The organism is Mycetocola sp. Y719 (assembly GCF_056713205.1).
This window is the reverse complement of record NZ_JBWYGY010000001.1, coordinates 161,661-187,973: the sequence shown is the minus strand read 5'-3', so window position 1 is coordinate 187,973 and position 26,313 is coordinate 161,661. Positions and strand designations below refer to the sequence as shown.

Annotated in this window: 22 protein-coding genes; 15 read left to right on the top strand and 7 right to left on the bottom strand. The window is 65.9% G+C overall.

What is annotated here, in order from left to right; all coding sequences use genetic code 11:
* Nucleotides 1–95 precede the first annotated feature (95 nt).
* From AC1M0F_RS00730 to AC1M0F_RS00705, 6 genes are all read left to right on the top strand, one after another.
* Entirely contained in the window at nt 96–1,178 is a 1,083-nt protein-coding gene (locus tag AC1M0F_RS00730) for an NYN domain-containing protein (protein WP_480236294.1), read from the top strand.
* Nucleotides 1,179–1,266: 88 nt separating this feature from the next.
* The gene (locus AC1M0F_RS00725; protein ID WP_480236293.1) at nt 1,267–1,833 is read left to right on the top strand and encodes a hypothetical protein; all 567 of its coding nucleotides are present in this window, start codon (nt 1,267–1,269) and stop codon (nt 1,831–1,833) included.
* Nucleotides 1,830–2,897, top strand: a complete 1,068-nt coding sequence (locus tag AC1M0F_RS00720; protein WP_480236292.1) for a S66 family peptidase — start codon at nt 1,830–1,832, stop codon at nt 2,895–2,897. Before AC1M0F_RS00725 ends, AC1M0F_RS00720 begins: the two co-directional genes overlap by 4 nt.
* Entirely contained in the window at nt 2,887–3,105 is a 219-nt protein-coding gene (locus tag AC1M0F_RS00715; RefSeq protein ID WP_480236291.1) for a helix-hairpin-helix domain-containing protein, read from the top strand. Before AC1M0F_RS00720 ends, AC1M0F_RS00715 begins: the two co-directional genes overlap by 11 nt.
* Nucleotides 3,106–3,224: 119 nt before the next feature.
* Nucleotides 3,225–3,614, top strand: coding sequence for an SHOCT domain-containing protein (locus AC1M0F_RS00710; protein WP_480236290.1), 390 nt, complete (start codon nt 3,225–3,227; stop codon nt 3,612–3,614).
* An 87-nt stretch (nt 3,615–3,701) separates the two neighbouring features.
* Nucleotides 3,702–4,367: a GAP family protein gene (locus AC1M0F_RS00705; RefSeq protein ID WP_480236289.1), complete on the top strand. Its 666-nt coding sequence runs from the start codon at nt 3,702–3,704 to the stop codon at nt 4,365–4,367.
* Nucleotides 4,368–4,460: 93 nt separating this feature from the next.
* Here the strand turns inward: AC1M0F_RS00705 and AC1M0F_RS00700 are convergent, their stop codons facing one another.
* Complete coding sequence (locus tag AC1M0F_RS00700; protein ID WP_480236288.1) at nt 4,461–4,850, bottom strand: SHOCT domain-containing protein; 390 nt, start codon at nt 4,848–4,850, stop codon at nt 4,461–4,463.
* Nucleotides 4,851–5,183: 333 nt separating this feature from the next.
* On the opposite strand from AC1M0F_RS00700, the gene AC1M0F_RS00695 reads away from it, so the two are divergent.
* Nucleotides 5,184–7,796 carry a winged helix-turn-helix domain-containing protein gene (locus AC1M0F_RS00695; RefSeq protein WP_480236287.1) on the top strand — a complete coding sequence of 871 codons (2,613 nt, stop codon included), beginning with the start codon at nt 5,184–5,186 and terminating at the stop codon, nt 7,794–7,796.
* Nucleotides 7,797–8,143: 347 nt separating this feature from the next.
* Here AC1M0F_RS00695 and AC1M0F_RS00690 read toward each other — a convergent pair whose 3' ends face one another.
* Entirely contained in the window at nt 8,144–8,722 is a 579-nt protein-coding gene (locus tag AC1M0F_RS00690; RefSeq protein WP_480236286.1) for a hypothetical protein, read from the bottom strand.
* Nucleotides 8,723–8,774: 52 nt separating this feature from the next.
* On the bottom strand, nt 8,775–9,599 hold the full coding sequence (locus AC1M0F_RS00685; RefSeq protein ID WP_480236285.1) for a bestrophin-like domain: 825 nt from the start codon (nt 9,597–9,599) through the stop codon (nt 8,775–8,777).
* Nucleotides 9,600–9,838: 239 nt separating this feature from the next.
* Between AC1M0F_RS00685 and AC1M0F_RS00680 the strand changes: the two genes are divergently transcribed.
* Both AC1M0F_RS00680 and AC1M0F_RS00675 read left to right on the top strand, forming a co-directional pair.
* The gene (locus AC1M0F_RS00680) at nt 9,839–11,764 is read left to right on the top strand and encodes a collagen-binding domain-containing protein (RefSeq protein WP_480236284.1); all 1,926 of its coding nucleotides are present in this window, start codon (nt 9,839–9,841) and stop codon (nt 11,762–11,764) included.
* Nucleotides 11,765–11,883: 119 nt separating this feature from the next.
* Nucleotides 11,884–12,714 (top strand): class II glutamine amidotransferase, encoded by an 831-nt coding sequence (locus AC1M0F_RS00675; protein ID WP_480236283.1) that lies wholly within the window; start codon nt 11,884–11,886, stop codon nt 12,712–12,714.
* Nucleotides 12,715–12,720: 6 nt separating this feature from the next.
* On the opposite strand, the gene AC1M0F_RS00670 is transcribed toward AC1M0F_RS00675, so the two are convergent.
* Both AC1M0F_RS00670 and AC1M0F_RS00665 read right to left on the bottom strand, forming a co-directional pair.
* Nucleotides 12,721–13,683 (bottom strand): serine hydrolase domain-containing protein, encoded by a 963-nt coding sequence (locus AC1M0F_RS00670; protein ID WP_480236282.1) that lies wholly within the window; start codon nt 13,681–13,683, stop codon nt 12,721–12,723.
* A 10-nt stretch (nt 13,684–13,693) separates the two neighbouring features.
* Nucleotides 13,694–14,662, bottom strand: coding sequence for a pseudouridine synthase (locus AC1M0F_RS00665; RefSeq protein WP_480236281.1), 969 nt, complete (start codon nt 14,660–14,662; stop codon nt 13,694–13,696).
* Nucleotides 14,663–14,798: 136 nt separating this feature from the next.
* Here AC1M0F_RS00665 and AC1M0F_RS00660 point away from each other — a divergent pair, with 136 nt between their 5' ends.
* The 6 genes from AC1M0F_RS00660 to AC1M0F_RS00635 all read left to right on the top strand — a co-directional run bounded on the left by AC1M0F_RS00660 (nt 14,799) and on the right by AC1M0F_RS00635 (nt 21,017).
* Nucleotides 14,799–17,438, top strand: a complete 2,640-nt coding sequence (locus AC1M0F_RS00660) for a DUF4062 domain-containing protein (RefSeq protein ID WP_480236280.1) — start codon at nt 14,799–14,801, stop codon at nt 17,436–17,438.
* Nucleotides 17,435–18,859: a serine hydrolase domain-containing protein gene (locus tag AC1M0F_RS00655; protein ID WP_480236279.1), complete on the top strand. Its 1,425-nt coding sequence runs from the start codon at nt 17,435–17,437 to the stop codon at nt 18,857–18,859. The genes AC1M0F_RS00660 and AC1M0F_RS00655 overlap by 4 nt, the downstream gene beginning before the upstream one ends.
* A 59-nt stretch (nt 18,860–18,918) precedes the next feature.
* Nucleotides 18,919–19,623, top strand: a complete 705-nt coding sequence (locus tag AC1M0F_RS00650) for an RraA family protein (protein WP_480236278.1) — start codon at nt 18,919–18,921, stop codon at nt 19,621–19,623.
* Nucleotides 19,624–19,707: 84 nt separating this feature from the next.
* On the top strand, nt 19,708–20,034 hold the full coding sequence (locus tag AC1M0F_RS00645; RefSeq protein WP_480236277.1) for a GYD domain-containing protein: 327 nt from the start codon (nt 19,708–19,710) through the stop codon (nt 20,032–20,034).
* Nucleotides 20,035–20,134: 100 nt separating this feature from the next.
* Nucleotides 20,135–20,347, top strand: coding sequence for a three-helix bundle dimerization domain-containing protein (locus AC1M0F_RS00640; RefSeq protein ID WP_480236276.1), 213 nt, complete (start codon nt 20,135–20,137; stop codon nt 20,345–20,347).
* A gap of 13 nt (nt 20,348–20,360) precedes the next feature.
* A complete protein-coding gene (locus tag AC1M0F_RS00635; protein WP_480236275.1) occupies nt 20,361–21,017 on the top strand; it encodes a 4'-phosphopantetheinyl transferase family protein in 657 nt (218 codons plus the stop codon).
* Here the strand turns inward: AC1M0F_RS00635 and AC1M0F_RS00630 are convergent.
* Both AC1M0F_RS00630 and AC1M0F_RS00625 read right to left on the bottom strand, forming a co-directional pair.
* Nucleotides 20,962–22,305, bottom strand: coding sequence for a M1 family metallopeptidase (locus AC1M0F_RS00630; RefSeq protein ID WP_480236274.1), 1,344 nt, complete (start codon nt 22,303–22,305; stop codon nt 20,962–20,964). The two genes, AC1M0F_RS00635 and AC1M0F_RS00630, sit on opposite strands and share 56 nt — an antisense overlap.
* A complete protein-coding gene (locus tag AC1M0F_RS00625) occupies nt 22,302–26,267 on the bottom strand; it encodes a Pls/PosA family non-ribosomal peptide synthetase (protein WP_480236273.1) in 3,966 nt (1,321 codons plus the stop codon). Before AC1M0F_RS00625 ends, AC1M0F_RS00630 begins: the two co-directional genes overlap by 4 nt.
* Nucleotides 26,268–26,313: the final 46 nt, after the last annotated feature.

Below are 26,313 nucleotides of genomic sequence, written 5' to 3'. Positions count from 1 at the left end.
GACGCGGAGGATGCCCGATGACATCCGCCCGCTGTTGGCGCGTCCGCCGGGCACAGGCCAGACTGGGAGCACACCACTCAGCGAGAAGAGCCCCCATGCCTGAACCCGTCGACACACGCGTCGCGGTCTACATCGACTTCGACAACATCGTGATCTCGCGCTATGACCAGGTGCACGGACGCGGCCAGTTCATGCGCGATCGCGCGAGGGGCTTCAGCGCCTCGGACCGCGACGCCGACCCCGAGATCGCCGAGAAACTCGGACGCGCCACCGTCGACATCGGCGCGGTCATCGACTTCGCCTCTTCGTTCGGGACCCTCGTCCTGACCCGGGCGTACGCAGACTGGTCCGCCCAGGTGAACGCCGACTACCGCGGGCAGCTCGTCAGCCGTGCCGTCGACCTCGTACAGCTCTTCCCCGCTGCCGCGTATGCGAAGAACGGTGCGGACATCCGCCTGGCCGTCGACACGGTCGAGGACATGTTCCGGCTCCCCGACCTCACCCACGTGGTCATCGTCGCGGGCGACTCTGACTACATCGCCCTCGCCCAGCGCTGTAAGCGACTCGGCCGGTACGTCGTCGGCATCGGGGTCGCCGGCTCAACGAGCCGTTCGCTCGCCGCCGCGTGCGACGAATTCGCGACATACGACGCCCTTCCTGGCGTGAAGCCGATCGCTCCTCCAGCCGTCACTGAAAAGGCGCAGGCGAAGACCGACGGGGCACAGGCCCCGAGCACGCGGCCGTCACGCGCGAAGAAGCCGGTCACCGATGATGCGACCACGGATGCTCCGGCGAAGGACGCCCCGGCGGCCGTGGCCCCGGTGTTCTCCGACCCTGACTCTGCCGTCGCGCCGGCACGGAGACGAGCGTCGCGTCGGGCCAAGTCGCCCGACCCGGTCATCGATGACGACGTCGAGCCTGAGCCAGACCCGCAGGAGGTCGCGACCGGCCTGCTCGAACGCGCCCTCCGCCTGGGCCACGAAAAGGACGACGCCGACTGGCTGCACAGCTCCAACGTGAAGACCCAGATGAAGCGGATGGACCCGTCGTTCAGCGAGAAAGCGCTCGGCTTCCGTTCGTTCTCCGACTTCGTGAAGTCCCGCGACGCCGTCGCCGACCTCGACGAGACGAGCACCGCCAGACTGGTCCGGTTGTCACCGGCGCTCTCCGACCGCTGATCTCCACCATTTCGCCCCGGCAGGAACTGCGCTAGCTTCGAGCCATGCCCAATCTCCAGTCAGACCTGATCAGCAACCTGATCGAAGGATGACCACCGTGTGGCTGACACCCCGGCGCGGCTGGTGGCTCGGAGCGGTTCTCGCTCTCATCGGGCTGCTCACCGGCAACCTCGTCGTCACCGCGGCCTTCGCTCTCGGCGGGCAGGAACTGGCGGCGAGCCTGCTCGTCTGGGTCGTGATCACCCTCGGCGGTATCGCTCTTCCTCTGGGCGCCGCCTTCCTGGTGGCGTCGATCGTCGCGGGACAGATCCACCGTGTCAGGGCACCCGTCGCGTCGGAGGCGGCGGCATCCGCCGATGAACCGCGCCTGCCTCCACATCTGAGTTCTCGTGTTGCGATTGTTCTGGGCATCGTGTCCCTCATCGCAGGCGTGACCCTTGACGCGTCGATGTGGCAACCGCCTCAGACGACCGGCGAATTCACCCCGGTCGAGAACGACCTCCTGTCGATCCTGTGGTTCCTCTCGGCGTTGCTCATTCCGATCGGCGTCGTCCTCCTCCCCGGCGGCTGGCTGCTCGGGATGCTGGAAGACCGCACGGCCCCGGCGCCGGCGCCCCAGCCTGCCGAAGCCCCGTCGGCCGCCACCGATCAATGACTGTCCGCTTCCCTCGCCCTCTTTCACCCGAAGCGCGAATCGGGGTCACCTCGCCGTCCAGCGGCGTGGGCCCCGAGCACCGCGGCCGGCTCGATTTCGCCGTCCGGTGGCTCGAAGCGCGCGGCTACCGGGTCGAGGTCGGTTCATGCATGGACGGTAACGGACACATCAGCGCCACCGTTCAGGAACGCGCAGCCGAATTGATGCGGATGCTCCTGGATCCTGGCATCGAGCTCGTCATTCCCCCGTGGGGTGGCGAGACGGCGATCGACCTGCTGCCGCACCTCGACTTCGAGGCGCTCGGGCGGGCGGAGCCGACGTGGGTCGTCGGTTACTCAGACATCTCCACCCTTCTCGTCCCGCTCACACTGCTGTCGGGGTGGGCCACGATTCACGGCCCGAACCTGATGGACACCCCGTTCGATCTGCCGGAGTCCCTGGCGTCGTGGATCGACGTCGCTTCGTCGCCGGGTGGGTCCGTCATCCGGCAGTCGCCCGCCGGCGTGCATCACGCAGGCGAGTGGGAGGACTGGACCGCGAACCCCGGACTCACCGAACACACGTGGAACGGGTCAGGAACGTGGCGGCGCCTGGACTGCGGCACAGGACCGGTCGACGTGACCGGACGACTCATCGGCGGTTGCATCGAGACGGTCGCGCCTCTCACCGGCACCCGATACGGCGACACAGCGCGGCTTAGAGGTGCGGACGGGGACGAGGCGACTCTCGTGTATGTCGAAGCGTCTGAGGAGAACGCGTTCCTGATCTGTCGAGCCTTGCACGGAATGCGTCTGGCAGGGTTTTTCGATGGAGCGTCCGCGATCCTGATCGGCCGCACCTCGGCCCCGAACGCACCGACGCTGACCCAGGACGAGGCGGTCCTGGACGCGCTGGCGTCGCTGAATCTGCCGATCATCGCCGACGTCGAGTGCGGGCACGTCCCGCCGCAGATGTCCATCGTCAACGGGTGTTCCGCGCGTCTCGTCCATGGGGCAGGTGACAGTCATCTCGACCAGACCCTCTGGTCCTGGTCACAGGGAGGAGCCGTGAACCATGCCCACTGAGGACGCTGCGGTTCCGACGGAGTTCCCACGCGAGATCGGCAGGACCGCCAGGCGAGAACTGGCCGTGCACGGGTACACCCGGTTCGACCAGCTCACCGCCGTCACGTCATCGCAGATTCTCCAGCTCCACGGCGTCGGTCCGAAAGCCGTGCGCATCCTCACCGAGCATCTCAACGCGCGCGGGTTGGCATTCGCGGAGCCCGGCTGAGGGCTCAACCACAGCACAGCGCGCCAGCCGGTTGGTGAGTATCACCCGTTGCGGGTGGTCAACACCGACGCCAGCGGGCATATCTTCGGCTCAAGCGTTTTCGACTGAGAGGCCCGCCCATGGATTCCATCTGGAACAACATCTGGTCCCTGTTCTGGCTCACGTTCTGGGGCGTGGCCTTCGTCACGTACCTCATCGCCCTGGTCTCCGTGCTCATCGACATCTTCAGGGACGGTTCCCTGAACGGCTGGCTGAAGGCCGTCTGGATCATCTTCCTGGTCTTCGTGCCGTTCCTCACCGTGCTGATCTACCTGATCGCCCGTGGTTCGGGAATGGCCGACCGCCAGGGTCGTGACAGAGGTATCGTCAGCGAACCCGACTACACGCCGCGCGCCTCCGACGCTCCCGCCGCGGACATCGCCCAGGCCAAGGCGCTCCTGGACAAGGGCGTGATCTCAGCAGGAGAGTTCGATGCATTGAAGGCGAAGGCGCTCGGCAACAGGTACTGATCCACTGGTCACAGGTGCCAGAAGAGCGACGCCTTCTGCCGGCGCACCACCACCACCACCACCACCGGCGACGAGTCGGGAGGGAACATGATCGGCGTCATCGGTCAGCTCCTCCCCTTGATGGTCGCGGCCGCACTCAGCACGGTGCCCATTCTGGTGTCGATCACCATCCTGCTCGCGCCGCGATCGACGGCCTCGGCGATCCTCTTTCTGATCGGCCTGCTCTCAGGATCCTTCCTGGTGACAGGTCTGCTGGCATACGGCGCGCAAGCGCTCCCGACCTTCTCGGTGTTAGGCAGCGGGCCGACGGTCGCCACCGTGTCCACGGTGATCGGCCTCGCGTTCATCGCGTCTGGCATCGTGCTGCTCGTGCGGGATGGAGCCGATTCCCGTGTCGGGATGCCCCGATGGCTGCGGGCCGTCGGCACGATCAGACCGATTACCGCCCTTGCCCTGGGCCTTGCTCTCAACATTCGTCCGAAGGCGCTGCTCCTGTCGACGGCGGCCGGGTTGATCATCGGCACTGCGAGGCTCAACGACCCTGAGATCGTCGTGCTCCTCGCCATTTTCTCGATCGTTGGGGGGAGTACTGTAGCTGCTCCTGTGATCGTCGCGCTCGCTCGCCCCGAAGCGACGCGGCCCCGTCTCCAGGAGGCCGAGCGGTGGATCGTGCGACACGCCCGCACGGTCACCGCTGTCGTACTGCTCCTCATCGGCGCCATCATCCTCGGCGATGGTCTCAGCCGGTTCTAGAGAACGCGCACGAAACCATACTGAAAACGAAGCGGGCCCTGAGCCACCGATGATCGACGACGCAGGGCCCGCTCTGTGCGCTTGGCTGAACCTCTAGCTCTTGAGCGCGCGTGCTTTGAGTGCGGAGTACTCATCGTTCGTGATGGTGCCGGCGTCGAGCAACGCCTTCGCCTTCGCGATCTCATCCGCGGAACTTGAACCAGCGACCTCGCGGATGTACTCGTTCGTCGCCCGCTGCGAATTCGCGGCATCCCGCTGACTGCGCTCTGCCATGCCCTGCCCCCTCGCAATGAGGTAGACGAGAACCGTCAGGAAAGGCAGGAAGATCAGGAAGATGATCCACAGCGCCTTACCCCAGCCGTTGACTGAGCTGTCGCGGAAAAGATCGCCGATGACCGAGAAAATCGCCATGAGGTAGGCGATGAACGCGAAGCTCCAGAAGAAGAGCCAGAAGAATTCCCAGAGTGTGTTCCAGATGTCCATCATCTGTCCTTTCATTGAATGTGACCGTTGACGACGAGGCACCAGCGATGCGGCACACACTCTGTGCGAGCTGCTTGTCCCTGCCCAACAAGAGTGGCGACGGCGGGTGCACGTCGCCTCATCCGACTCGGGTGAGGTGACCCGGCGGACCTTCTTCACCCGAATCGGGCGGCCCACCGTCGTGGATCTGGAGGTGAATTTCAGGGAAACGGGCGTCACCTCACCCGAAAAGGGTGAGGTGGCGCATCTGACCGAAAGTCCTAAACTGACCTGCAGGGGCGGCTTACAGAATTTTTTTGCCTGACCGTCGCGGAGCACAGTCAGGAGCGGACCATGTCAGATCCCGAATCGATAAGTTCTGAGATACGACGGCTCCTGGTCACGCCGCGCGTCGCCTCGAGTGTTCGACCGCGTCCGCGCCTCTCACTTGCCGAAACGTCCCCGATCACCGAGGTGTGGGCAACGGCAGGCGCCGGAAAGACCACGCTTCTCGCGCTGTGGGCACAGGAACTGCGCTCAACCGATCGTGCTGTCGCCTGGGTTGGACTGGCCACCCCGAGTGTCTCCCGCCCGTCCCTGCCCTGGCTGGTGAAGTCCGCCTGCATCAGGGGAGGGTGGATGGCCGATCGTTCCGGAGTCGGATCGACCGACCAGCTCACCGCCGCGGACTTCGGCCCTCGGGAAGCGATGGCTCCCCTCACGCTCATGATCGACGACCTGCACCGTTTGCACAGCCAGGCCGACGCAGAATGGCTGGTCGAGTTGTGCCGAGAGCGACCCGATGGCCTGCAAATTGTCCTCGCCGGCCGGTATCCGCCACCTCTCCTGGCCCGACTCCCCCTGTGCCCGGAGACCCGGGAACTTCGCACAACCGACCTGGCCTTCACCAACGAGGAAACGGCAGAGTTCCTGGAAGCCACCGGCATCCACTTGGGCGAGTCAGAGATCCAGACCGTCCAGGAGCGCACCGAGGGGTGGTCTGCCGCGCTTGTGCTTCTCGCGGGCTGGCTGAAGAGGGACAAGGATGTCGCGTCATTGCCCGGCGATTTCGGCGGAGACCACCGTGCGGTCGCTGACTATCTGGTGAACGAAGTCCTCAGTCAGGTCTCGGTCGAGTCCCGCGAGTTCCTGTTGACAACATCAGCGACAGACACCCTGACCGTTCCGCTCGCCGTTGAGCTGACCGGACGCGCAGATGCGGGTGCAATGCTGGAGCGGCTCGAGTCGAGAACAGCGCTCGTCAGCCACTCGACCGAAGTGGAGCACGTCTACACGTACCACTCCGTCCTTCTCAGCTACCTGCGTGCGGAGAGTAGACGTCGCGACCTCGACGCGTACTCTCGCGCACAGCGAGTCGCGGCCGAGTGGTACCGGCAACATGATCGCGTCGACACCGCATGTGAGATCCTGCTTCGCTCCGACGCGACCCGCGATCTCCTCGACTTCCTCGACAGAGAGGGCATGGGTCTCGTCTTCTCGGGCTACTCCGCGCAGGTGAAGCGATCGCTGGAGGTGCTCGCGGAGCACGGCCTGCACTCGGTGGCGACGCGCTTGCTCGAGTTGGTCCTCACTGCGCCATACCTGCCAGACAGCGTCCGTGCCGACTATCGACTCGCTGCGCTTCGGGATGCCATGTCGACGAGCAGGGACGACCTCCGTCTCGTCCATGCGGCCCTCCTCGTTCTCCGGGCGAACCCGCAGACCGCGCGTGTGGCACTCGCGAACCTCGACGCCGTCGAGGAAAGTGTGACCGTGCCCGGCCGCCTCGTCTCGGATGCTGCACTCGACGCTCTCATCTTCTGCGCGTTGGCGCGCGGCGTGGCACTCCGCGCGCTCGGGGAGCTGGAGCGCTCCGTCTCGATCCTGAGGTCGGCCGCGGCCAGCGCGCGTGAGTCCCGCTATCGCTGGCTCTATCTCAACCTGCTGGACGTGACAGCTGCGGTCGCAACGCAAATCAACGGCTGGCCCGAAGCGCTTGCCTACCGCGACCTCATCGTCGGTGATGCCCAGAACCACGCGAGATCATCAGATCTCGTCTCTGCCCGCCTCCAGCTCTCCATCGAGACCGCGGAGTTCGATGGAGGAAGCGACCCGCAAGTCACGCTTCTCGACGACATCCTGCACACCGGCAACGAACATCGGGATCTCGGACTGACCGTGCCAGCGTCGGCACTTCGGCTACTCGTCCTTCTGGACGGCGGCGAGAACGAACGAGCCCACCTGGATGAGCTCCACCGTCTTCTTCGGGTGTACGGGCAGCGAAACCCGTTGACCCTTGCATCGTGCTCGTTCACATACATGGCACTGACCTTGCGCCTGCACGACCGCTATCGTGCACGGGAGGCGCGCGACTTCATTTCAGGCGTCCTCGATGAGAACAGCGTCGAGGCCGCTCTCGCCGCTGCGCTTTACAGCGGCTCGGGTGGCCGCCTGAGCGCCCACGAGCCGACTCTCGAACAACTGCTGATCGGGACGCCTCGCGCCTGGGATCACGGGTCGACCGTGCTCGGCTGGCTTCTCCTGGCGAAATGGGCGGACGCGACCGATCGGGTGGCCATCGCCGACGCGAGGCTCGTCCGCGCGCTGGCAACGGCCGAGCCGATGCAGGCACGCCGACCGTTCCTCGCCGACGGCGCCTGGGGTGCGCAGCTCGTCGAGTCCCGCCTCGGGCGGCTCGGCTCGTATGACGACTTCGCCGAGTCGATCGTCGAGCGTGCGCGCGATCGCAAGCCCCAGGCACAGTTCGTCGCACGCGTCGCCTTCACGCAGAAGGAGCGAGAGATCCTCAGGGAGTTGCCGCGCCATCAGAGCATCTCCGACATCGCCGTCAAACAGCGGTTGAGCCCCAACACGGTGAAGACCCACCTCAGGGCGATCTACCAGAAGCTCGGGGTCTCGGGCAGGACCGCTGCGGTCGAGACAGCGCTGGCGGAGGGCCTCCTCTAGTCGATTCGCCCGGAACGGGGGATACCCGGTCACCGCGGCCGCGCCATGCTTGACATCGGCTGGACGCACCGACGGCGGGAGAAAGTATGCGACCTACTCGATACGAGATCCGCATCGCCTGTGCTGTCTCAGACACGATTCGGGCCGCGTTCCCTGAATTCGACGCCGTCCAGCTCTCCCCTTCCAGCACCGTCCTGTCTGGTCTCGTGCGGGATCAATCGGACCTTCAGGGCCTCGTGGCCCGGCTCGGTGACATGGGAATAGAGATCACGGAGATCAGGACACAGCCCTGACTCGCCTCCCGAACCCGAATTGCCGTCTGCTATGACGAGCGGGGATCTCGCGCATCAGAGCCCGATACTGATGGGGAACGTCGCGACCCAGCCGAGCGCGCCTGCGAGCACGATGAACCCTCCCACGACCATGACGACCCGCAAGCGGCGACTGGACATCTTCGTCGAGATGCCGGCAAAGAACAGCACAACGGCGTAGAGAACGACCGTCAACACATAGTTGCTGGCCCTTTGGATATTTCGCTGCACCTCTGTCGCCGATTTTTCTGCGGCCTCGTCGAGCCGGCTCGCCTCGTTCCGCGCCGCGACCTGATACTCAGGCATCTCGAACGGCGTCTTCGGGGCGCTCGAATCGGTGAACGGCTCCGCCGCCGTCCAGGCGTCGAAAGCCACCGCGAATTCAGGCCGGAAGCGGTCCAGGTAGAAGGCGGCGAGCTCCGGATCACCGCCCCTGTCGGCGTCGGCCCACGCGATGAATGTGGCGACATCGATCTCTGTTTGCGCCTCGCCCAGGCTCGCCGCCCGGGCTGCGTCGATCCGGATCGCGTTGGTGCGGCCGGCCGCCTTGGCCTGTTCTCCGTTCCATCTCGTCGCCTGGTAGCTGCTCCAGGATGTCGCGACGGCGGCGACCACGAGCAGAATCGTGACAAGGAACTCGGCACGGCTGGCCTTCTGAGGGCCCTCGTCAGCGCGCGTTGCCATCGTCGTCACATGGTGGTTTCAGGTCGAGCCCGAGGAAGTCGAGCTCGATGTCGATGATCCGGAGTGTCCGTTCCATTGCTGTCGGGCGTAGCTGGCCCACCCCTGGCCCGTGCGGGTTGTTGAAGAAGACGAGGAGAACGAGCAGCGTCGTCATGATCAGGGTGACACTCCCCATCAACATTCCCTGTGTCACAGCGCCTTCGGCCGGATCGGCGAAGAACAGCATGTAGACGAGGATGACAACGAAGATCGTGAAGAGGACGATCCACAGGGGAAGCGGCACGAGACCGTCCGCAGCGTAGATCCGGTCGAGACGGGCCAATTCTCGTTCCTCCGTCTGCGCCATCCATCGGTCGTACCCCGACTCTTCGGCGTGGGTCTGAGGGTCCGCTGCCTGAATCGTCAGGAACATCTGCGCACCCCATGGATTGATGGAATCGCCGAGTTCTCCTTTCTCGAGCGCCACCCACTGCGGCCCGACGACAGAGCGCGCGTAGCAGATGAGCTCACCCGTGAGATCTTTTGCCGTGTCCGCGGGCAGGAACTGAGCCGTCTCCATCTGCTGCAGGATGATCGTCGCCTCCTGTTCGGCACCCGATCGCGACTCGTCGTAGGACTGGAAAGCGATCACGATGATGAAACCAAGGAGCACCGAAAAGCCGGTGGCGAGGACGCCGAATACGCCCGAAGCACGGTCGCCGTCGCTGAAGTAACTTCCCTCAGGGGCACGCCTGCGCACGAGAAGCATTGCCGTGATCGTGATCGCGACGGCCACGATCACCACGACGAAGCCGATGACGACGTTCACACCTTCCTCCGTTCGACGGTGCCGGTCACGCCGAGGGCTGGTGGCGGGCAGAGGTCGCGAATTCCTCCATGGTGCTTGTCGTAGCGGACGGAGGTGTCCCCCGGACCGGGTGAGAAGTCCCGGGACCGCATCCAATCGTCCCTCCCGGATGCCGTGAGCGACGTTCCCCACCCGTGAGCAGCGCACCGATATTCGCTGCAACCCTTGCGATCTGGGGCTTATTCAGGCAACCTCGCTGCATGGGATTCGGGAGGGGACATCGATTCGCCTTTGCGACGCTGGGCGTCGCGGTGGTCGTCGGGGCACTGTCGTTCAGCGGACCGATACCGGCGAGCGCCGACGTTCTCCCTGTGAACCCGGTTCGGGTTCCGCTCAACGGACACCCGGCCAACAGCGGGTTCCTCGTCTTCGTCGAAGGGGACGTCTTCATCAACGCGGACGAGGCGGAAGGTACCCTCGCTCTCGGAGGCGACCTCGGCTTCGGCACGACCTACAACGTCGGCGCCGGATCGACCCCAGCACCCACCTTCACTGCTCCGGGTGATTCCGCTCCCACCTTCCTGTACGTGGGCGGCGGCGTCTCCTTCCCTGCCGGTACCTCCGGGCCGATTCTGAGGGTGCTCAACGGCGGCTTCACCAAGGTCGCAGACACATCGACATACACGGCCTTCAACAGAGATTCGAACAATGCGGCGGTCAACTATCGACTCGTCCGCCCTGGGCAGACCTACGAGTCGAGTCCGTCCATCGAAGGCACGACTCCCAACCAGTCGCCCGCATCCATCGGCACGCCCGTGCCGTCGTCACTCATAGACATCCCCGGGGCCTTCTCGCTCTACCGGACGATCTCGTCAGACCTCGGCGGATGCGTCACGAACGCGACGTTGACCGACGATCAGGGCGCGCCACTCGTGGCGCCATACGCACCCGGCAGCCGTGGGCGGCTGCTCCTCACTCCCGGAATCACGAATGTTCTCGAGATATCGGCCAGCGACCTGGACGCACTCGCGGAGATCACCTTCCTCAACGTTCCCAACGCCGCAACGCCCCTCGTCGTGAACGTGACGGGATCGTCGTTCAACGGGACGACACCCAACCTCGCCGGTATCTCCTCGGGGGCGGCTCCGTTCATCCTCTGGAACTTCCCAGACGCCACCAGCATCACGGTGACGGGAGGGGACTCCATCGAAGGGACGCTCTATGCTCCGAATGCCGCACTCACCTGGGCGGTCACCCAGAACATCGAGGGAAACGTCATCGCCGCGAGCTTCACCCACGGGCCGCCGCCGGTCCTCGCCCAGCCGCGGGAGATCCACTCCCTCCCCTTCGCGACCGAAGTGAGCTGCAGTTCGGCACCTGACACACCGACAGGAACGCTGACTCTGGAAAAGGTCGTCGTCAACGACGACGGCACGGCTGAACCTCAGGACTGGACGCTCACGGCCACCGGGCCCACCACCATCACCGGCGCAGGCAACAGCGAGGCCGTCACCGAGCAGTCCGTGCCCACGGGCGACTACATCCTCAGCGAATCAGACGGACCGCCCGGCTATGAAGCCAGCGCGTGGGAATGTGACGGTGGCACAGTCACCGGTGACGTCGTCACCGTCGATGAAGGGGCGTCCGTCGTCTGCACCATCACGAACACCGAGTTCGGCGGCCCCCCGTCGGCTGGGATCCTGACGTTGGAAAAGGTCGTCGTCAACGACGACGGAACAGCGGTCCCAGGCGACTGGACCCTTACCGCAACGGGGCCCGCCACGATCAGCGGTGCAGGCAACAGCGAGGCCGTCACCGAGCAGTCCGTGCCCACAGGCGACTACATCCTCAGCGAATCAGACGGACCGCCCGGCTATGAAGCCAGCGCGTGGGAATGTGACGGTGGCACAGTCACCGGTGACGTCGTCACCGTCGACGAAGGGGCGTCCGTCGTCTGCACCATCACGAACACCGAGAGCGCCGTCATCCCTCCCCCGGAACCGGAACCAAACCCTGATGACTCGGGCGGTGTTGCCGACGAGGGCGAGACCCTCCCTGACACCGGCGCCGACCTCTTTCCCGCAGGGACCACCGGCCTGGCTCTGCTGTTGGGCGGCCTCGTGACGATGGCGCTGTCCCGAGCGGTCGAGCGGAGGGAAGTCACCCCCACACGTGGGAGGTCGTGACCACCGGCTCGCCATGGGCATTCAGTCGAACGACGAGGCATCCGCACCCGATCTCACCCGGAGCGGATGATTCGCCCACGATTCCCCGGGTATGGACTGGGCCCGAAAGCGAGGTTGTCATGTGTCGTTGGCTTGCGTATTCGGGTTCCTCCGTTCTTCTCGAAGATCTCCTCTATAAACCCGCGAACTCACTCGTGGTTCAGAGCCGGCACTCGCGGCTCGGCGCTGAAACCGTCAACGGCGACGGCTTCGGCGTCGGCTGGTACGGCGCGCAGGAGACCCCGGGTATTTATCACAGCATCGAACCGGCCTGGAATGACCGGAACCTGCAGGAACTGTCCGGACATGCATCAGCCGGCCGGGTCTTCGCCCACATCCGCGCATCCACGGGGTCTGCTGTTCAGCAGACCAACTGTCATCCGTTCCGCAACGGAAACTGGCTCTTCATGCACAATGGTTCGATCACCGATTTCCCGAAGGTGAAACGCGACCTCACCATGGCGGTCGACCCGGAGCTCTATCCGCACATCGAGGGTTCGACGGATTCGGAGACGTTCTTCTTCCTCGCCCTCACCTTCGGGTTGAAGGAAGATCCTCAGAAGGCCGTGGCCCGCGCTGTCGGCTTCATCGAGGAGACCGGGAGGAAGCACGGGATCGAGTTCCCCATCCAGATGACCGTTGCGACGACCGACGGAGAATCCACCTGGGCGTTTCGGTATTCCAGCGAGGGCAGATCGCGTTCGCTGTTCCACAACAACGACGTGGCCACGCTCAGGCTGCAGTACCCGGACAATCCGGTGCTGCACCAGCTGTCTGACGATGCGCGCCTCATCGTGTCGGAACCGCTCGGCGACCTGCGCGGAGCGTGGCGAGAGGTCCCGGAGTCGACATCGCTCGTCTCGGTCGGCGGCCGAATCGAGGCGAACGAATTCGCGCCACTGCCTGCCTGACCGCGGCTATCCGAGGGCCTGCAGCATCCGGAAACCGTGCCCGTCAACCGAGCGGGACGTGGCGGAGAGAAGGACGACAGCTGTGCCCGCACGCCGGTCGAGCGCGAGGTAGCTGCGGAAGCCCCCTGTCCCTCCGTTGTGCCAGGTGATCAGCCGGCCCCTGAGGTCGAGCGTCAGCCAGGCAGCGCCGATCCGCATGCCGCCGGAGAAGTCACACACAGGATCGAGAGCTCCGACCCCCGGGGCACTGCCGTCGAGCAGAGACCCGGCGAGGCGCGCCATATCTCCGATGGACGATCGGATGCCGCCCGCAGGCGCGATTCCGGCGCCGGTCCACGGTTCCACCACGCGACCGCCCCTACTCGCACCCGCAACCGCGGTCGGCTCGAGCTCGCTTGGCCGTGAAGGAGCGTACATCGACTCCAGGCCCAGCGGGGTGGTCAGACGGTCGGCGAGCAGCTCAGGATATGTCGTGCCGGCTGCCTGGGCGACCGCGTGCCCGAGCAGCTCGAACCCGAGGTTCGAGTATCGCGGTTTCGGCGCCGAGAGGGTCACCCGCCTCGTCTGCTCGATCAGGGCGTCGACGGACTCGCCATACGGGTTGGTGCCATGCCGCCAGAGTTCCAGCGTGCGCCGAAGGGCGTGCGCGTCCGGTGGAAGTCTGGGCAGACCCGAGGTGTGGGTGCTCACCGAGCCGAGCGTCACAGAACCGGCCGCGCTGTCCCCGAGGGGCAGAAGCTCCCCCAGCGTGGTCTCCGGTGTCAGCTCGCCACGCGAACACGCGTCCACGTACAGCAGGCCGGTGATGCCTTTGGAGATGGAGCCGATCTCGAATCCGGCATCCGTCGCAGCGCCGACCACGGCGGTCCGTGTGCCGGAGGGGGAAATCGTCGCCACGGCGGCCACTGGATGCTTCCGGCCGAGTCGGCGGGTGAGCTCGGCAGCGAGGTCGCTGTCTGTCGTAGTCATTCCGATCCTCTCACCCGCGACTCCTCGCGGCGATCTGTCGTTCAGTGGCGAAACCGTCTACTTCACTCTGCAGCGGGAGCCGGCGCACACTCTCGAACTGGCGCTGGGACCCGTCAATGGGATCCACGAAGTCGACGTCGCTCGCAAGCAGCTGAAGCGGGTGGGCGAAGTCATCGACAGCGATGCCACGAACGACCGGATACAGCGGGTCGCCGCTGATCGGGATCCCGAGTCCACACATGTGCATCCGCAACTGATGAGTGCGTCCGGTCGTGGGCGTCAGGCGATAGATGGCATCCGCGCCGAGTACCGACTCACGGTCGATCACGGACTCGGCGTTGGCCGGTGCATCAGGGTCGACGTCGGCCTGCATCTGACCGCGCTGTTTGATCAGGTGGTTGCGCACTGTGATCGGGAACTCGAGATCCGCACGGTCTGGCGCGAGTGCGCGGTAGGTCTTGACGACCTCACCGCGCTGGAACATCGATTGATATGGCGCTCGCCAGCGTTTCTCGGTCGCCAGCATCAGGAGACCGGATGTCACGCGGTCGAGCCGGTGGAGCGGCGAGAGCTCCGGCAGGCCCAGTTCGTCGCGCAGGCGCACAACGACGCTCTGCTGGACGTGTCGGCCTCGCGGAATGGTCGAGAGGGAGGGCGGCTTGTCTATCACGACGATCCGCTCGTCGCGGTGGACGATGTGGATCTGTCCTGGCACGGATGCTTCCTCGCGCAGGTCGCGATGGAACCACACAAAGGTGTGCGGCCGGTAGGGGTCGCTCGCAGCGGCAGGCGTTCCGGCCTCGTAGACGAATCGTTCCTCGGCCAAAAACGCGGGCACGTCGATGAACTCGGACAACCGGTCCTCGAGCCAGGCGCCCATCGTCGGCCACGGCTCGGGTCGGGACGGATCGCGATCCGGGGTCCGCATCCACGCGGGGTCGAGCCCGAGTCGTTGTGGAAGAGGAGAACGCGGGGGCATCTTGCGATCGTAACGGCCGGCGGTGGAAAATGCCCGGTTTCACAGTCCGATATACCCCCGCCGGCCGCCGGCAATTCCGGGCTGGACGAGTGCCTGCGCCGGGCCGGAGAATGGCAAGCATGTGGCGCCGCTGCGGATGTACCCGAGAGACGGACGGGTCGTCGTGAACAGCGCCGCCGACGCGCCCGCCATCCGCACTCCCGACCAGCGCCTGCGGATCTTCGTCAGTTCGACCCTCCGGGAACTCGAACCCGAAAGGCGATCGGCGAGGGCCGCGATCGAGCAGCTGCGGCTGGCCCCCGTCATGTTCGAACTCGGCGCACGACCGCACCCGCCGCGCGATCTGTACCGTGCATACCTGGAGCAGAGCGACGTGTTCGTCGGCATCTACTGGCAGCAGTACGGCTGGATCGCTCCCACCGAGGAGATCTCCGGACTGGAGGACGAGTATCGCCTCGCGCCCCGGGAGATGCCGAAGCTCATCTATGTCAAGCAGCCGGCAGAGCGCGACAAGCGCCTGGATACCTTGATGGCACGAATCCGTGACGACGACACGGCGTCCTACAAATCGTTCTCGACCGCAGACGAACTCGCCGAGCTCATCGAGGCCGACCTGGCGACGCTGCTCGCCGAGCGATTCGACCGCTCGCGGCCGCTCACCATGCCGACGCCCCCGGCCGAAGAGACGCTTTCGGGCCACGTGCCCGCTCCGTTCACGGATGTCGTGGGCCGGGAACAGGAAGTCGCGACGCTCCTCGACTGGCTCAGCGAAGATGGTCGACGGCTGGTCACGCTCGCCGGTCCTGGCGGGATCGGCAAGAGCCGCCTCGCCATCGAGGTCGCGAGGCTCGCCCAGGAACACTTCGACCGCGTGACGTTCGTCCCCCTGGAGCACGTGCTCGACGCCGACGGCGTTCTTCCCGCGATCGCGCGGGAGCTGGGCGTGCGCGAAGGCGACCGTGCGATTGCGGAGCTGCTCGCGATTGCCCGCACAGGCCGCCACGATCTCATCGTGCTCGACAACTTCGAGCAGGTCATCGCGGCTGCTCCTGGCATCTCAGGACTCATCACTGATCTGCCGGGCGCGACGTTCCTCGTGACCAGCCGCTCGAGGCTCAGGGTGCGCGGAGAGCACGTCTTCGATGTCGAACCATTGAGCCTGCCCGCTGACGCCGCGACGGCATCCGTGACGGAGATCCTCGAGTCATCAGCCGTCCAGCTGTTCCGCGAACGTGCACGGGCCGCCGACCCGCGATTCGACCTGACTGAGTCGAATGCCGAGGACATCGCTCGCATCTGCCTCGCACTCGAAGGCGTGCCGCTGGCCATCGAACTCGCGGCAGCACGCATCCGCGCCCTCACGCCTGCGGCGATGCTCTTGAAGCTCGACCAGGTGCTTCCACTGCTGGTGACGGGAGCGCGAGACGTTCCGGAGCGACAGCGCACCATCCGGGCGACAGTGGAGTGGAGCATCGACCTGCTCAGCGCGGATGCCCAGGCCATGTTCACGCGGCTCGGTGTGTTCGTCGGCGATTTCAGCTTCGACGCCGTCGAAGCCGTCGCCGCCGACGCTCCATGGGCGACGGACGTGCTAGGGACAGTCCTGGAGCTCGTCGACGGCAGCCTCGTGCGCCAGCACGACGTTCACGGACTCCCCTATTTCTCGATGCTCGCCCCTGTGAGGGAGATCGCGGCAGCGCGCTTCGGTGACAGCGTGGATGCCGCGGGTGCCCGGCGAGCTCACGCCGATCACTACGTCCGCCTCGCCGATGAGATCGAGCCTTTGCTGGGCGGCTCCACGCAGCTGACCGCGCTGAGCAGGCTCGAGGCGGAACGGGAGAACCTGCGGGCCGGGTACCGACACCTCATTGCGCTCGGAGAAGTGGACGTCATCGCCGATGCCGTGTGGCGCCTGCTCCTGTACTGGTGGATCCGCACACTACTGCCAGAGGCTCGGGCGTGGATGGTGGACGTTCTCGAAGCCGGGGTGCCGCTGACCGATCGGACCCGCGCGATCGCCCTGGCTTTCTCCTCCTGGGTGGCACTCTCCCAGCCGGGCACGTCAGTCGACCCGGCTCCCGTCGAGACGAGCGTCAGGCTGTTCCATGACGCGGGAGACGACTTCGGGGAGGCATGCGCGCTCACCGTGCTGTCCATCGCCTGCACCGCGTTGTCTCCGCCGGATCTCGACCGCGCCGAGCAATCCGTCCGCCGGGCGATCGATCTTGCCCGCGATCACCAGACGTTCCGGGACCTGTTCCGCGGCGCCCTCGGCAGCGTGGAGCTCTTCCGCGGGCGCGCTTCCGAGGCGCTGGCGATCTTCGATGCGGTCATTGCGGACGCCGCGCGCAACGGTGACCTCTTCGTCGAGAGCATCACGCTCACGAACGCGGGCTGGGCGCGACTAGCGCTCGGCGAAGCGCGGCCTGAATTGTTCGTCCGGCATCTGGGTCTCGCTCTGCAGATGGGCAACGAGGACGGCGTCGGCTACGGGCTGGAGGGATTGGCTGTCTGTGCGGCGGTGAGGGGTGACGTCGAACGCGCCGGGGTGCTGCTCGGCGCGGCGGAAACCGCTCGAAAACGCACGGGAATGATCGAGCAGCGGTCGTACATCACGTTCCAACCGTTCGTGGAACAGGTGATCGCCTCAGAAGGAGCAGCGGCGTTTGAGGCAGGGCGCACTCGTGGTCGCGCGATGTCCCGGCGCGACGCGCTGGACCTGGCGCTCGGACCAGACACCGCTGAGGCATCCCCTCGGCCTAGCATGGGACGATGAGCCGCTCACTGCCGAGAAGCACGCCATCCGCCCACGCCGTCGATGCCGCAGGAATCACCTCCTTCATCACAGCGCTCGAGGCCACTCCCCTGATCGAGCCGCACAGCCTGATGCTTCTGCGCGACGGCGAGGTTCTCGCGGAGGGCTGGTGGGCACCGTATTCCGCCGACCGCGTGCATCTGCTCTACTCGCTGAGCAAGAGTTTCACCTCCACCGCCGTCGGTCTCGCAGTCGATGAGGGACTGCTGTCTCTCGACGACACCGTTCTCAGCCACTTCCCGGAGCTCGACGACGAGATCACAGACCCGCGAAGCCGTCGGATGCTGGTGCGGCACGTACTCGCCATGGCGAGCGGGCACCGCGAGGAGACCGTCGACCGGGCAGACGCCATCGACCCGGTCGACCTCGTTCGCGGCTTCCTGCTGCTTCCTCCCGACGAGGAACCCGGAACCGTCTTCGCCTACAACCAGCCCTGCACCTACGCGGCCGCCGCAATCGTGCAGCGTGCGTCCGGTCAATCTTTGACCGAATTCCTGAGACCACGGTTGTTCGATCCGCTGGGCATCGGTGACGTCGGGTGGATCCGTCACCCGTCCGGAAACGAGCTGGGGTTCAGCGGGCTGCACGCGCAGACCGAGGCGATCGCGTTGCTCGGGCAGCTCTACCTGCAGCGCGGAGAGTGGGATGGCCGCCAGCTCCTTCCGTCCGCGTGGGTCGATGAGGCGACCCGGTCGCATGTCTCCAACGGCTCCGATCCCGCATCCGACTGGGAGCAGGGTTACGGCTTCCAGTTCTGGATGGCCAGGCACGGGTACCGCGGTGACGGTGCCTACGGTCAGTTCTGCGTGATCCTGCCTGAACACGGGATCGTCCTGGCGATGACCGGTCAAAGCGATGACATGCAGGGCGTCCTCAACCTGGCGTGGGAACACCTGCTCCCCGCGGTCGGCAGGCAGGGAGACGGCACCGGGAGCGCCGAGGCGGACGCCGCGCTCGCCGCGCAGCTGGCATCCCTCAGCATTGCCCCGCTCAGCGGCAACGCGACCGGTGACTGGATGGTCGATGGTTCGTTCATCAGGACACCCGGCAGGGTCCTGCCGGACCTCACACGCCTCGATGTCAATGCACACACAGGCGGATCCGGTTGGGATCTGTCACTCAGGCAGGGTGACAGCACCCTCGAGGTCACGGCCGGCCTCGGCGAATGGACGGCAAGCGACGCGACGGTCGCCAGTGCCGCATGGGATCCAGCAGGACGCCTGGCGGTCGACGTCATCTTCATCGAGACGCCCCACCGATTGCACCTCGTTCTCGACCGGTCGAGTTCCACGTTCACTGCGAACTGGGAGACCGACCCCCTGCACGACATTCCGCTCGTGTCGATGCGGAAACCCGTCTCCCCGGTGTCGTCGACGATCTGATGACACCTGTCGCAGACACCTGGCCGACTCTCTCCCGGTTCGATTGAAAGGACCCCGCAATGGATGCCGCCGACCTGCAGACAACGTACCTCGACCTGACAACGCCGCACGTGGCCGACGCCTGCCTGAGACTGGGCATCCCGATCCGTTGCGCGCCGGTGGACGTTCGACCGTTGTGGAGCGGCGTGCACCTTGTCGGCCGCGCGCGCCCTGCCCGTCATTTCGGAAGCGTCGATGTCTTCCTCGAAGCCGTCGAGCACGCGCACCCCGGCGACGTGCTTGTCGTCGACAACGCCGCTCGCACTGACGAAGCCTGCGTCGGCGACCTGATCACACGTGAGGTAAGCAGAGCGGGCCTCGCCGGCATCGTGATCTGGGGCCTGCACCGCGATACCCCCGAACTTCTCACCATCCGGTTGCCGGTGTTCAGCCAGGGTGCGCTTCCCGCCGGTCCGCAACGCCTCGACGCACAGGATGCGGATGCTCTCGTGTCCGCCCGGGTCGGCGACCAAATCGTGACCGGGGAGGACTTCGTGCTCGGCGACGACGATGGCGTCCTGTTCCTGCCCGTAGACCGTGCAGCGGACATCGCCGACGTGGCCCGCGGCATCCGCGACACCGAACGACGCCAGGCAGCCCTGATGACTGCCGGGACCTCGTTCAGGACTCAGGCGCGATTTACCGAGTACCTCGCGGCTCGGGACGCACACGGGACCACGTTCCGTGAATATCTGCGCACTTTCGGCGGAGCGATCGAAGAGTGAGCCCCCACCCGGTTGTATGTCGGACCTCACAAGGCCATCCTGATGGGCATCAGCAGTGACGGACGTGACCGAAAGGACGAGACGATGCCTCTCTATCTGACGAAGTTCAGTTACACCCCCCAGACGTGGGCGAGGTTGACCGGCAATCCGGAGGACCGCCGGAAGGCTGCCGAGACGTACGTCGAATCGGTCGGCGGGAAGCTCCACGGATTCTGGTACGCGTTCGGCGATCACGACGGCTACACGCTCTGGGAAGCCCCGGACAACGCGTCGATGGCTGCGGTCGCCCTGGCGATCAACGGCGGCGGAGCGATGAGTTCCATGGAGACGACGGTGCTCCTGACCGTCGACGAAACACTCGACGCACTGCGCAAAGCGAACGAGATCGGGTATCGCCCGCCTGGCGCGTGACCGGTGCTCGCGCAAGCGCCAGAATCGATCGAGTGGGACGACGGCGGCGTTCATCAGATGTTCTCTTGACCCGCGCCCCTTGTGAGCCGAGACTGAGCAGATGACGACAGAACTCGACAACGAAGAGATCATCCGTCAGGTCATCGGTGAGCTCGAGCAGAAGTTCGCGGATCGGCCACCGGATGAGATCGAAACGGTGGTTCGCGAAGAGTTCGACAACCTCGCAAGTCGTCCGGTCCGCGACTACGTCCTCATCCTCACCGAACGAGCAGCGAAGAAGCGCCTCAAGAGTTCTGCCACAGCCGGCGGATAGCCGGGACCGCTCGATGGGCACACTCGAGTTCGACGACGACACAGTGTTGCGCTGGGCGCCGCCAGACTCCCTCGCTGACCGTGAAGCGGAGGCGATCGCGCTTCTCTCGGTCGACGAACGGACCAGATTCGCCACGACGGTATCGGAACAGGCCCGGAGTCGCTTGCTGTGGGGACGGCTGCTACTCCGCGAACTGGTGGCCGAACGTTCGGGTGTGAGCGCTGCAGAGGTGACGATCACGGCGCTGTGCTCCGACTGCGGTGGCGCGCACGGTCGACCGATCACGACCGGCCCGAACGATGCTTCCCGCGCACTCTCCGTGAGTGTCTCGGGTTGCGCAGGGATGGTGGTTGTCGCGACGAGCCACGGGCGCCGGATCGGCATCGACATCGAGCCCGCAAACAGCAGCACGGACCGGCTACTCGCGATCCAGCGGATCGCCGGCGAGACCGAGGATCCGCTTCGACATTGGACTCGGGTCGAGGCGGTGCTCAAAGCAGATGGACGTGGCCTCCGGATGGATCCGCAACTGGTCGAGGTCGATGGCGACCTGGCCGAGCTGGATGGGGTTCAGTACCGCCTCATCGAGCCTGACATCGACCCTCGGTTCGTCGTCAGCGCCGCCCTGGCGCCTGCGCCGCGACCGGGAAGGGTGGCAGGGCGGGAGTGAACAGCCAGGCGTCGAACAGGGAGTCGAGCGGAACAGCGCTGAAGCGATCAGCGTGGGAGCGGAAGTCGTCAGTCGTCACCGTGGCGCTGCGGTCCCGTGACGTCCAGTCCCGGAGCAACGCGAAGAAATGTTCGTCACCAATCGTCCGGCGGAGTGCATGGAGAGTGAGCGCTCCCCGCTTGTAGATTCGATCGTCGAACATGTCTGCCGGTCCCGGATCTCCGAGAAGAATGTCCTGCGGCCTGATGCGGAGCTGCCCGTAGTAGCAGCGGGCGAGGGCATCCGTTGTTTCCTTGCCTGAATGCTCGGACCAGAGCCATTCGGCGTAGCAGGCGAAGCCCTCATTCAGCCAAATGTGCTGCCACGCGGCGAGCCCCACGCCGTTGCCGAACCACTGGTGAGCGAGCTCGTGTGCGAGCAGACGCTCTTCGCCGCCGTGCCCGTCGACATGGTTGGCCCCGAAAATCGCCATCGACTGCGCTTCCAGAGGAATCTCGAGTTCGTCCGGGGTGACGACCGCGGTGTAGCCGCCGAAGGGGTAGGTGCCGAAGACGCCCTCGAAGTAGCGCATCATTCCGGGCAGCAGGGCGAAATCGGCACGAACACGCCCTTGCAGTCTCTTTGGGTACGCGAGGAGCCCGGCAACCGGATCGAGATCGATCTCTTCGACCGTATACCGGCCGATCTGCACGGTGGCCAGGTATGTGGAGGTGGGTTCGACCTGCTCATACAGCCAGGTTCCGCGACCGGATGCCACGGTGTGGCTGGTGAGGACACCGTTGCAGAGCACCGTGTACGCCTGCTCGGTCGAGACCCGGATGCTGTACGTCGCCCGGTCGGCCGGATGATCATTACACGGGAACCACGTGGGCGCGCCGTTGGGCTGGGACGCCACGATCACGCCGTCGTCGAGCTCTTCCCACCCCACCAGCCCCCATTTGCTCCGACGCGGCGCAGGCGACCCGGAGTATTCGACGATCACGGTGAACGTGGCGCCGGCAGCGATCGGCGTCGCCGGCACCACACTCAGCTTCCCATTGGACTGGGTCCTGATCGCCCGCCGACCGTCCACCGACACGCGGGACGCCTGGAGGCGACTCAGATCGAGCGAGAACCGGCTGAGCTCCTGCTCGCTGACGGCAGTGATCGTCGCAACAGCCGAGAGCCGATTCGTTGCCATCCTGTACTGCAGATCGAGGGCATAGTGCTCGACGTGATAGCCGCCATTGCCACTCGTCGGCGCATATCGATCACCAGCAGTTCGTGCGCCGACGGATGTCATTGTCATCGCGTTCCATCCGCATGGTAGTTCCGTGTGGTCACGTCCCGCCACGGGCCGATCGGGTTGCCACTCCAGCGACTGCCGACTGGGACGACCTCTCCCCGCATGACAAGCGACGCAGGGCCAACGGTGGCGTGCGCCCCGATCCGCGCGGCCGGGAGGATGACGCTGTGCGGGCCGAGGGTTGCGCCTGCGTCGAGTGTGACGGTGTCCATGCTCATGATTCGATCATGAAAGAGGTGGGTCTGCACAACGCAGCCCCGATTCACTGTGGCGCCGTCGGCCAGAGTCGCCAGATCCGGTTCGGGCAGCCAGTACGTCTCGCACCACACTCCCCGTCCGATCGTCGTTCCCATGCTCCGCAGCCACCAGACGAGGGCGGGCGTACCCGATGCCGCATTTGCAAACCACGGTGCGGCGACCATCTCGACGAAAACGTCGGAGACCTCAGTACGCCAGACGAACGAGGACCACAGCGGGTGCTCGACGGCCTTCATACGACCGACCAGCGCCCATTTCGCCGCCGTGGTGAACCCGGCCGCTGCAGCACCCGCGAGAATCATCACGACGCCGCTCAGTACGACCCCAAGCCAGATGTTCGTCAGCGCCACGAGGGCGGCGATGGCGAAGAGCACCGCCAGACCGATGGCAGCCGTGACGAGGACCGGGACGATGCGGGCGAGCTCCCACAGGCCGCGGGCGAGCCGCAGCCGGGCCGGTGGGTTGAAGGTGAGGCTGTCATCCGCGGCAGCCACGGTACGACGCAACCGCACCGCCGGAGATCCCAGCCATGAGGAACCCGGCTTCGACTTCGGTGGAGCAGATGACAGCACGGCGATGAGGCCGTCCTTCGGCACTTTGTGCCCGGCAGGCACAATGCCGGAGTTTCCGATGAATGCGCGCTTTCCGATGTCGATCGCCGCGATCCGCAACCATCCGCCACCGAGCTCATACGAGGCGATCATCGTGTCGTCGGCAAGGAACGTCCCATCTCGTACTGTCGTCATCGACGGGACGAGAAGCACGGTGGATGCCTCGACGTCGCGTCCCACCTTCGCGCCGAGCATCCGCAGCCAGACCGGAGTGAACAGGCTGGAATACAGCGGGAACAGCAGCGTCCTGCTCATGTCGAGCAAGCGTTCGATGGTCCAGACCTGCCACCCGGTGCGGCTGCGCACCGCATACGTGCCTTCGCGGACACCGAGGCCCAACGCCCTCACGAGAACGACCACTACTCCGGCCATGACCACGCCGGCGATCAAAGTTGCCGGCACCAGCAGGGCGAAGCCTCGCGCTGCTGCCTCGGCCAGCGAGGCGGAATAGCGGATACCCACTGCGATGAGCGCGAACCCCGGCAGCAGCGAGAGGACCGGAAGCGCCGCAACGACGATTGCGGACAGTGCATACGCAGACAGCCACCGGGTCTTGCGCGGTGGCCGCTCTCCTGGCCACCAGGCACGGGCTTTGCCGACGCGCTGCGCCGGCGACCCGGACCACAGTTGTCCTGAGGGCACCCTGCCGAACACGGCAGATCCGGGAGCGATCTCGGCGCCACGGCCGATCTTCGTGCCAGGAAGAAGCGTGCTGCGTGCCCCGATGGTGCTGTCCGACCCGATCCGGATCTCACCGATCCGCACGACGTCGCCGTCGATCCAGTACCCGGCGAGATCCACCTCCGGTTCGATCGCCGCTCCCCCGCCGATCCGCAACATTCCCGTGACGGGCGGCAAGGTGTGCAGGTCGACATCCGGCCCGATCGTCGCGCCCAGTGCCCTCGCGTAGTAACTGATCCACGGCGCCCCTGACAGACTCACTGCTCCGACCTGCTCGGCGACCTGTTCAGCCAGCCACAATCGGAGGTGCACGCCACTTCCCCGCGGGTAGTCGCCGGGACGCACGCCGGCCAGCAACAGCCGCGCTGCGACGACGGCGATGGCCATCCGACCGAACGGGGTCGCGAAGATGATCAGCGCAGGGACCAATGCCCACAGAGGTGCGGTGGGCAGGACGTCGAAGCCGCCGACCCAGCTCAGAACGGTCCCTGCCACGAGCACATACAGCAGCCAGCGCACCCCGGCCAGAACCTGCAAAGGGATGGACAGTACCGTCTGGAGCGCCTGCATCCGACGGGGAGTCGGCGCCACGTGGTGGTAGGGGCGAAGGGCCTCCGGGGTCTCAAGCACCCGGTCTTCCAGCTCGTCGGCCATCGCCCCGAGACGCGGATGCGAGTAGATGTCGGCTACCGTGAAACTCGGGTCATCCTGTCGGATCGCACTCACCAGCTGCGCGGCCGCCAGGGACCCGCCGCCGAGATCGAAGAAATTCGCGTCGACGTCCGAAACGGGAATACCGAGGACCGCCTGCCATTGCTCAGACAGTCGAAGCTGCATCGGAGTGAGGCCCGACTTCTCTCCATCGGGATCGACACCGGGCAACGGCCACGGCAGGGCACTCTTGTCCACTTTGCCGGAGGTACGGGTCGGCAGTTGCTCAACCTCGGCAAGCAACGGTACGAGTGCCGCAGGAAGCTCCTCGCGCAGGCGCGCGAGGGCGAGGCCGCGATCCAGGCGGGCACCGTTCGCCATGGCGACATAGCCCACGAGAACCTGGTTGCCGGTCTGTGTCTCACGCACCGCGACCGCCGCACTCCCGACGCCGTCGAGCGCCTGCAGCGCTGCCTCGATCTCCCCCAATTCGATGCGCCGGCCGCCCACCTTCACCTGATCGTCGACACGACCCTGGAAGATGAGTCCCTCCCGCTCGAATCTGACGAGGTCTCCGCTCCGATAGGCCCGGTCCCAGCCCAGTTCTTCGTGCGGGGCGTACTTTTCGGCGTCCTTCGCGGCGTCGAGGTAGCGACCGAGCCCGACGCCGCCGATGATGAGCTCCCCGACGTCGCCCTCGATCACCGGCGTCCCATCCGCTCCGACGACAGCGAGGTCCCAGCCGTCCAGCGGGAGTCCGATCCGGACAGGGCCGCTGCCGTTGAGTTCTGCAGCACACGCGACGACGGTCGCCTCGGTGGGCCCATAGGTGTTCCACACCTCGCGTCCATCCACGGCGAGCCGTGCGGCGAGTTCAGGGGGGCACGCCTCCCCGCCGAAGATCAGCAACCGAACGTTCTCGAGCGACTCCTGCGGCCACAAGGCTGCCAGGGTCGGCACCGTCGATACCACGGTGATGCCTCTCGCGGTGAGCCATGGTCCGAGATCCATGCCCGTGCGCACCAGCGCCCGCGGTGCGGGCACGAGGCACGCGCCGTGCGCCCAGGCCAGCCACATCTCTTCGCACGAGGCGTCGAATGCGACGGACAGCCCTGCCATCACCCTGTCGCCTGGACCGAGCGGCTCGGCACGGAGAAAGAGCCGTGACTCGGCATCGACAAAAGCTGCGGCGGATCGATGGCTGACGGCGACACCCTTGGGCCGACCGGTCGAACCGGACGTGAAGATGATCCACGCCTCGTCCTCGGGGCGTGGTGGAGCGACCACGGGATGGCTGTGTGTACTGGCGTGAGCGGGCGGGGAATCGAAGAGCGGATCTCGGGTGATCTCACTGGACGTCCGCCTTGTCGATTGAAAAATGCCGTCTGCTGTGATCACCCCGCAGACGTCCGCGTCACCGAACACCAGGTCGGCTCGCTCCTGAGGATCATCCGCGTCGACGGGGACGTAGGCGGCACCGGCCGCGAGGACGGCGAGGATGGAGATGTACAGCTCAGACGAGCCCGACGGCATCCTAATACCGACGCGGTCACCGCGGCGGACTCCCTCTGCGAGCAGACGAGCGGACACCTGCACGACGCGCGCCATCAGCTCGCGGTAGCTCAGCGAGCCCGTGGCGTCCTCGATGGCAGAGGCTTCCGGATGCCGTTCCGTACTCTCCCGCAGAATGTCCAGCAGAGTGCGCGCCGGCGCAGCCTGCTCGCCCCGCAGCAGGATTGCTTGTCCGGATTCGACCTCCGTCACAGTGCTCCGCCCTGTCGTTGGGAACGGTTTCGCAAGAGACAGGTCA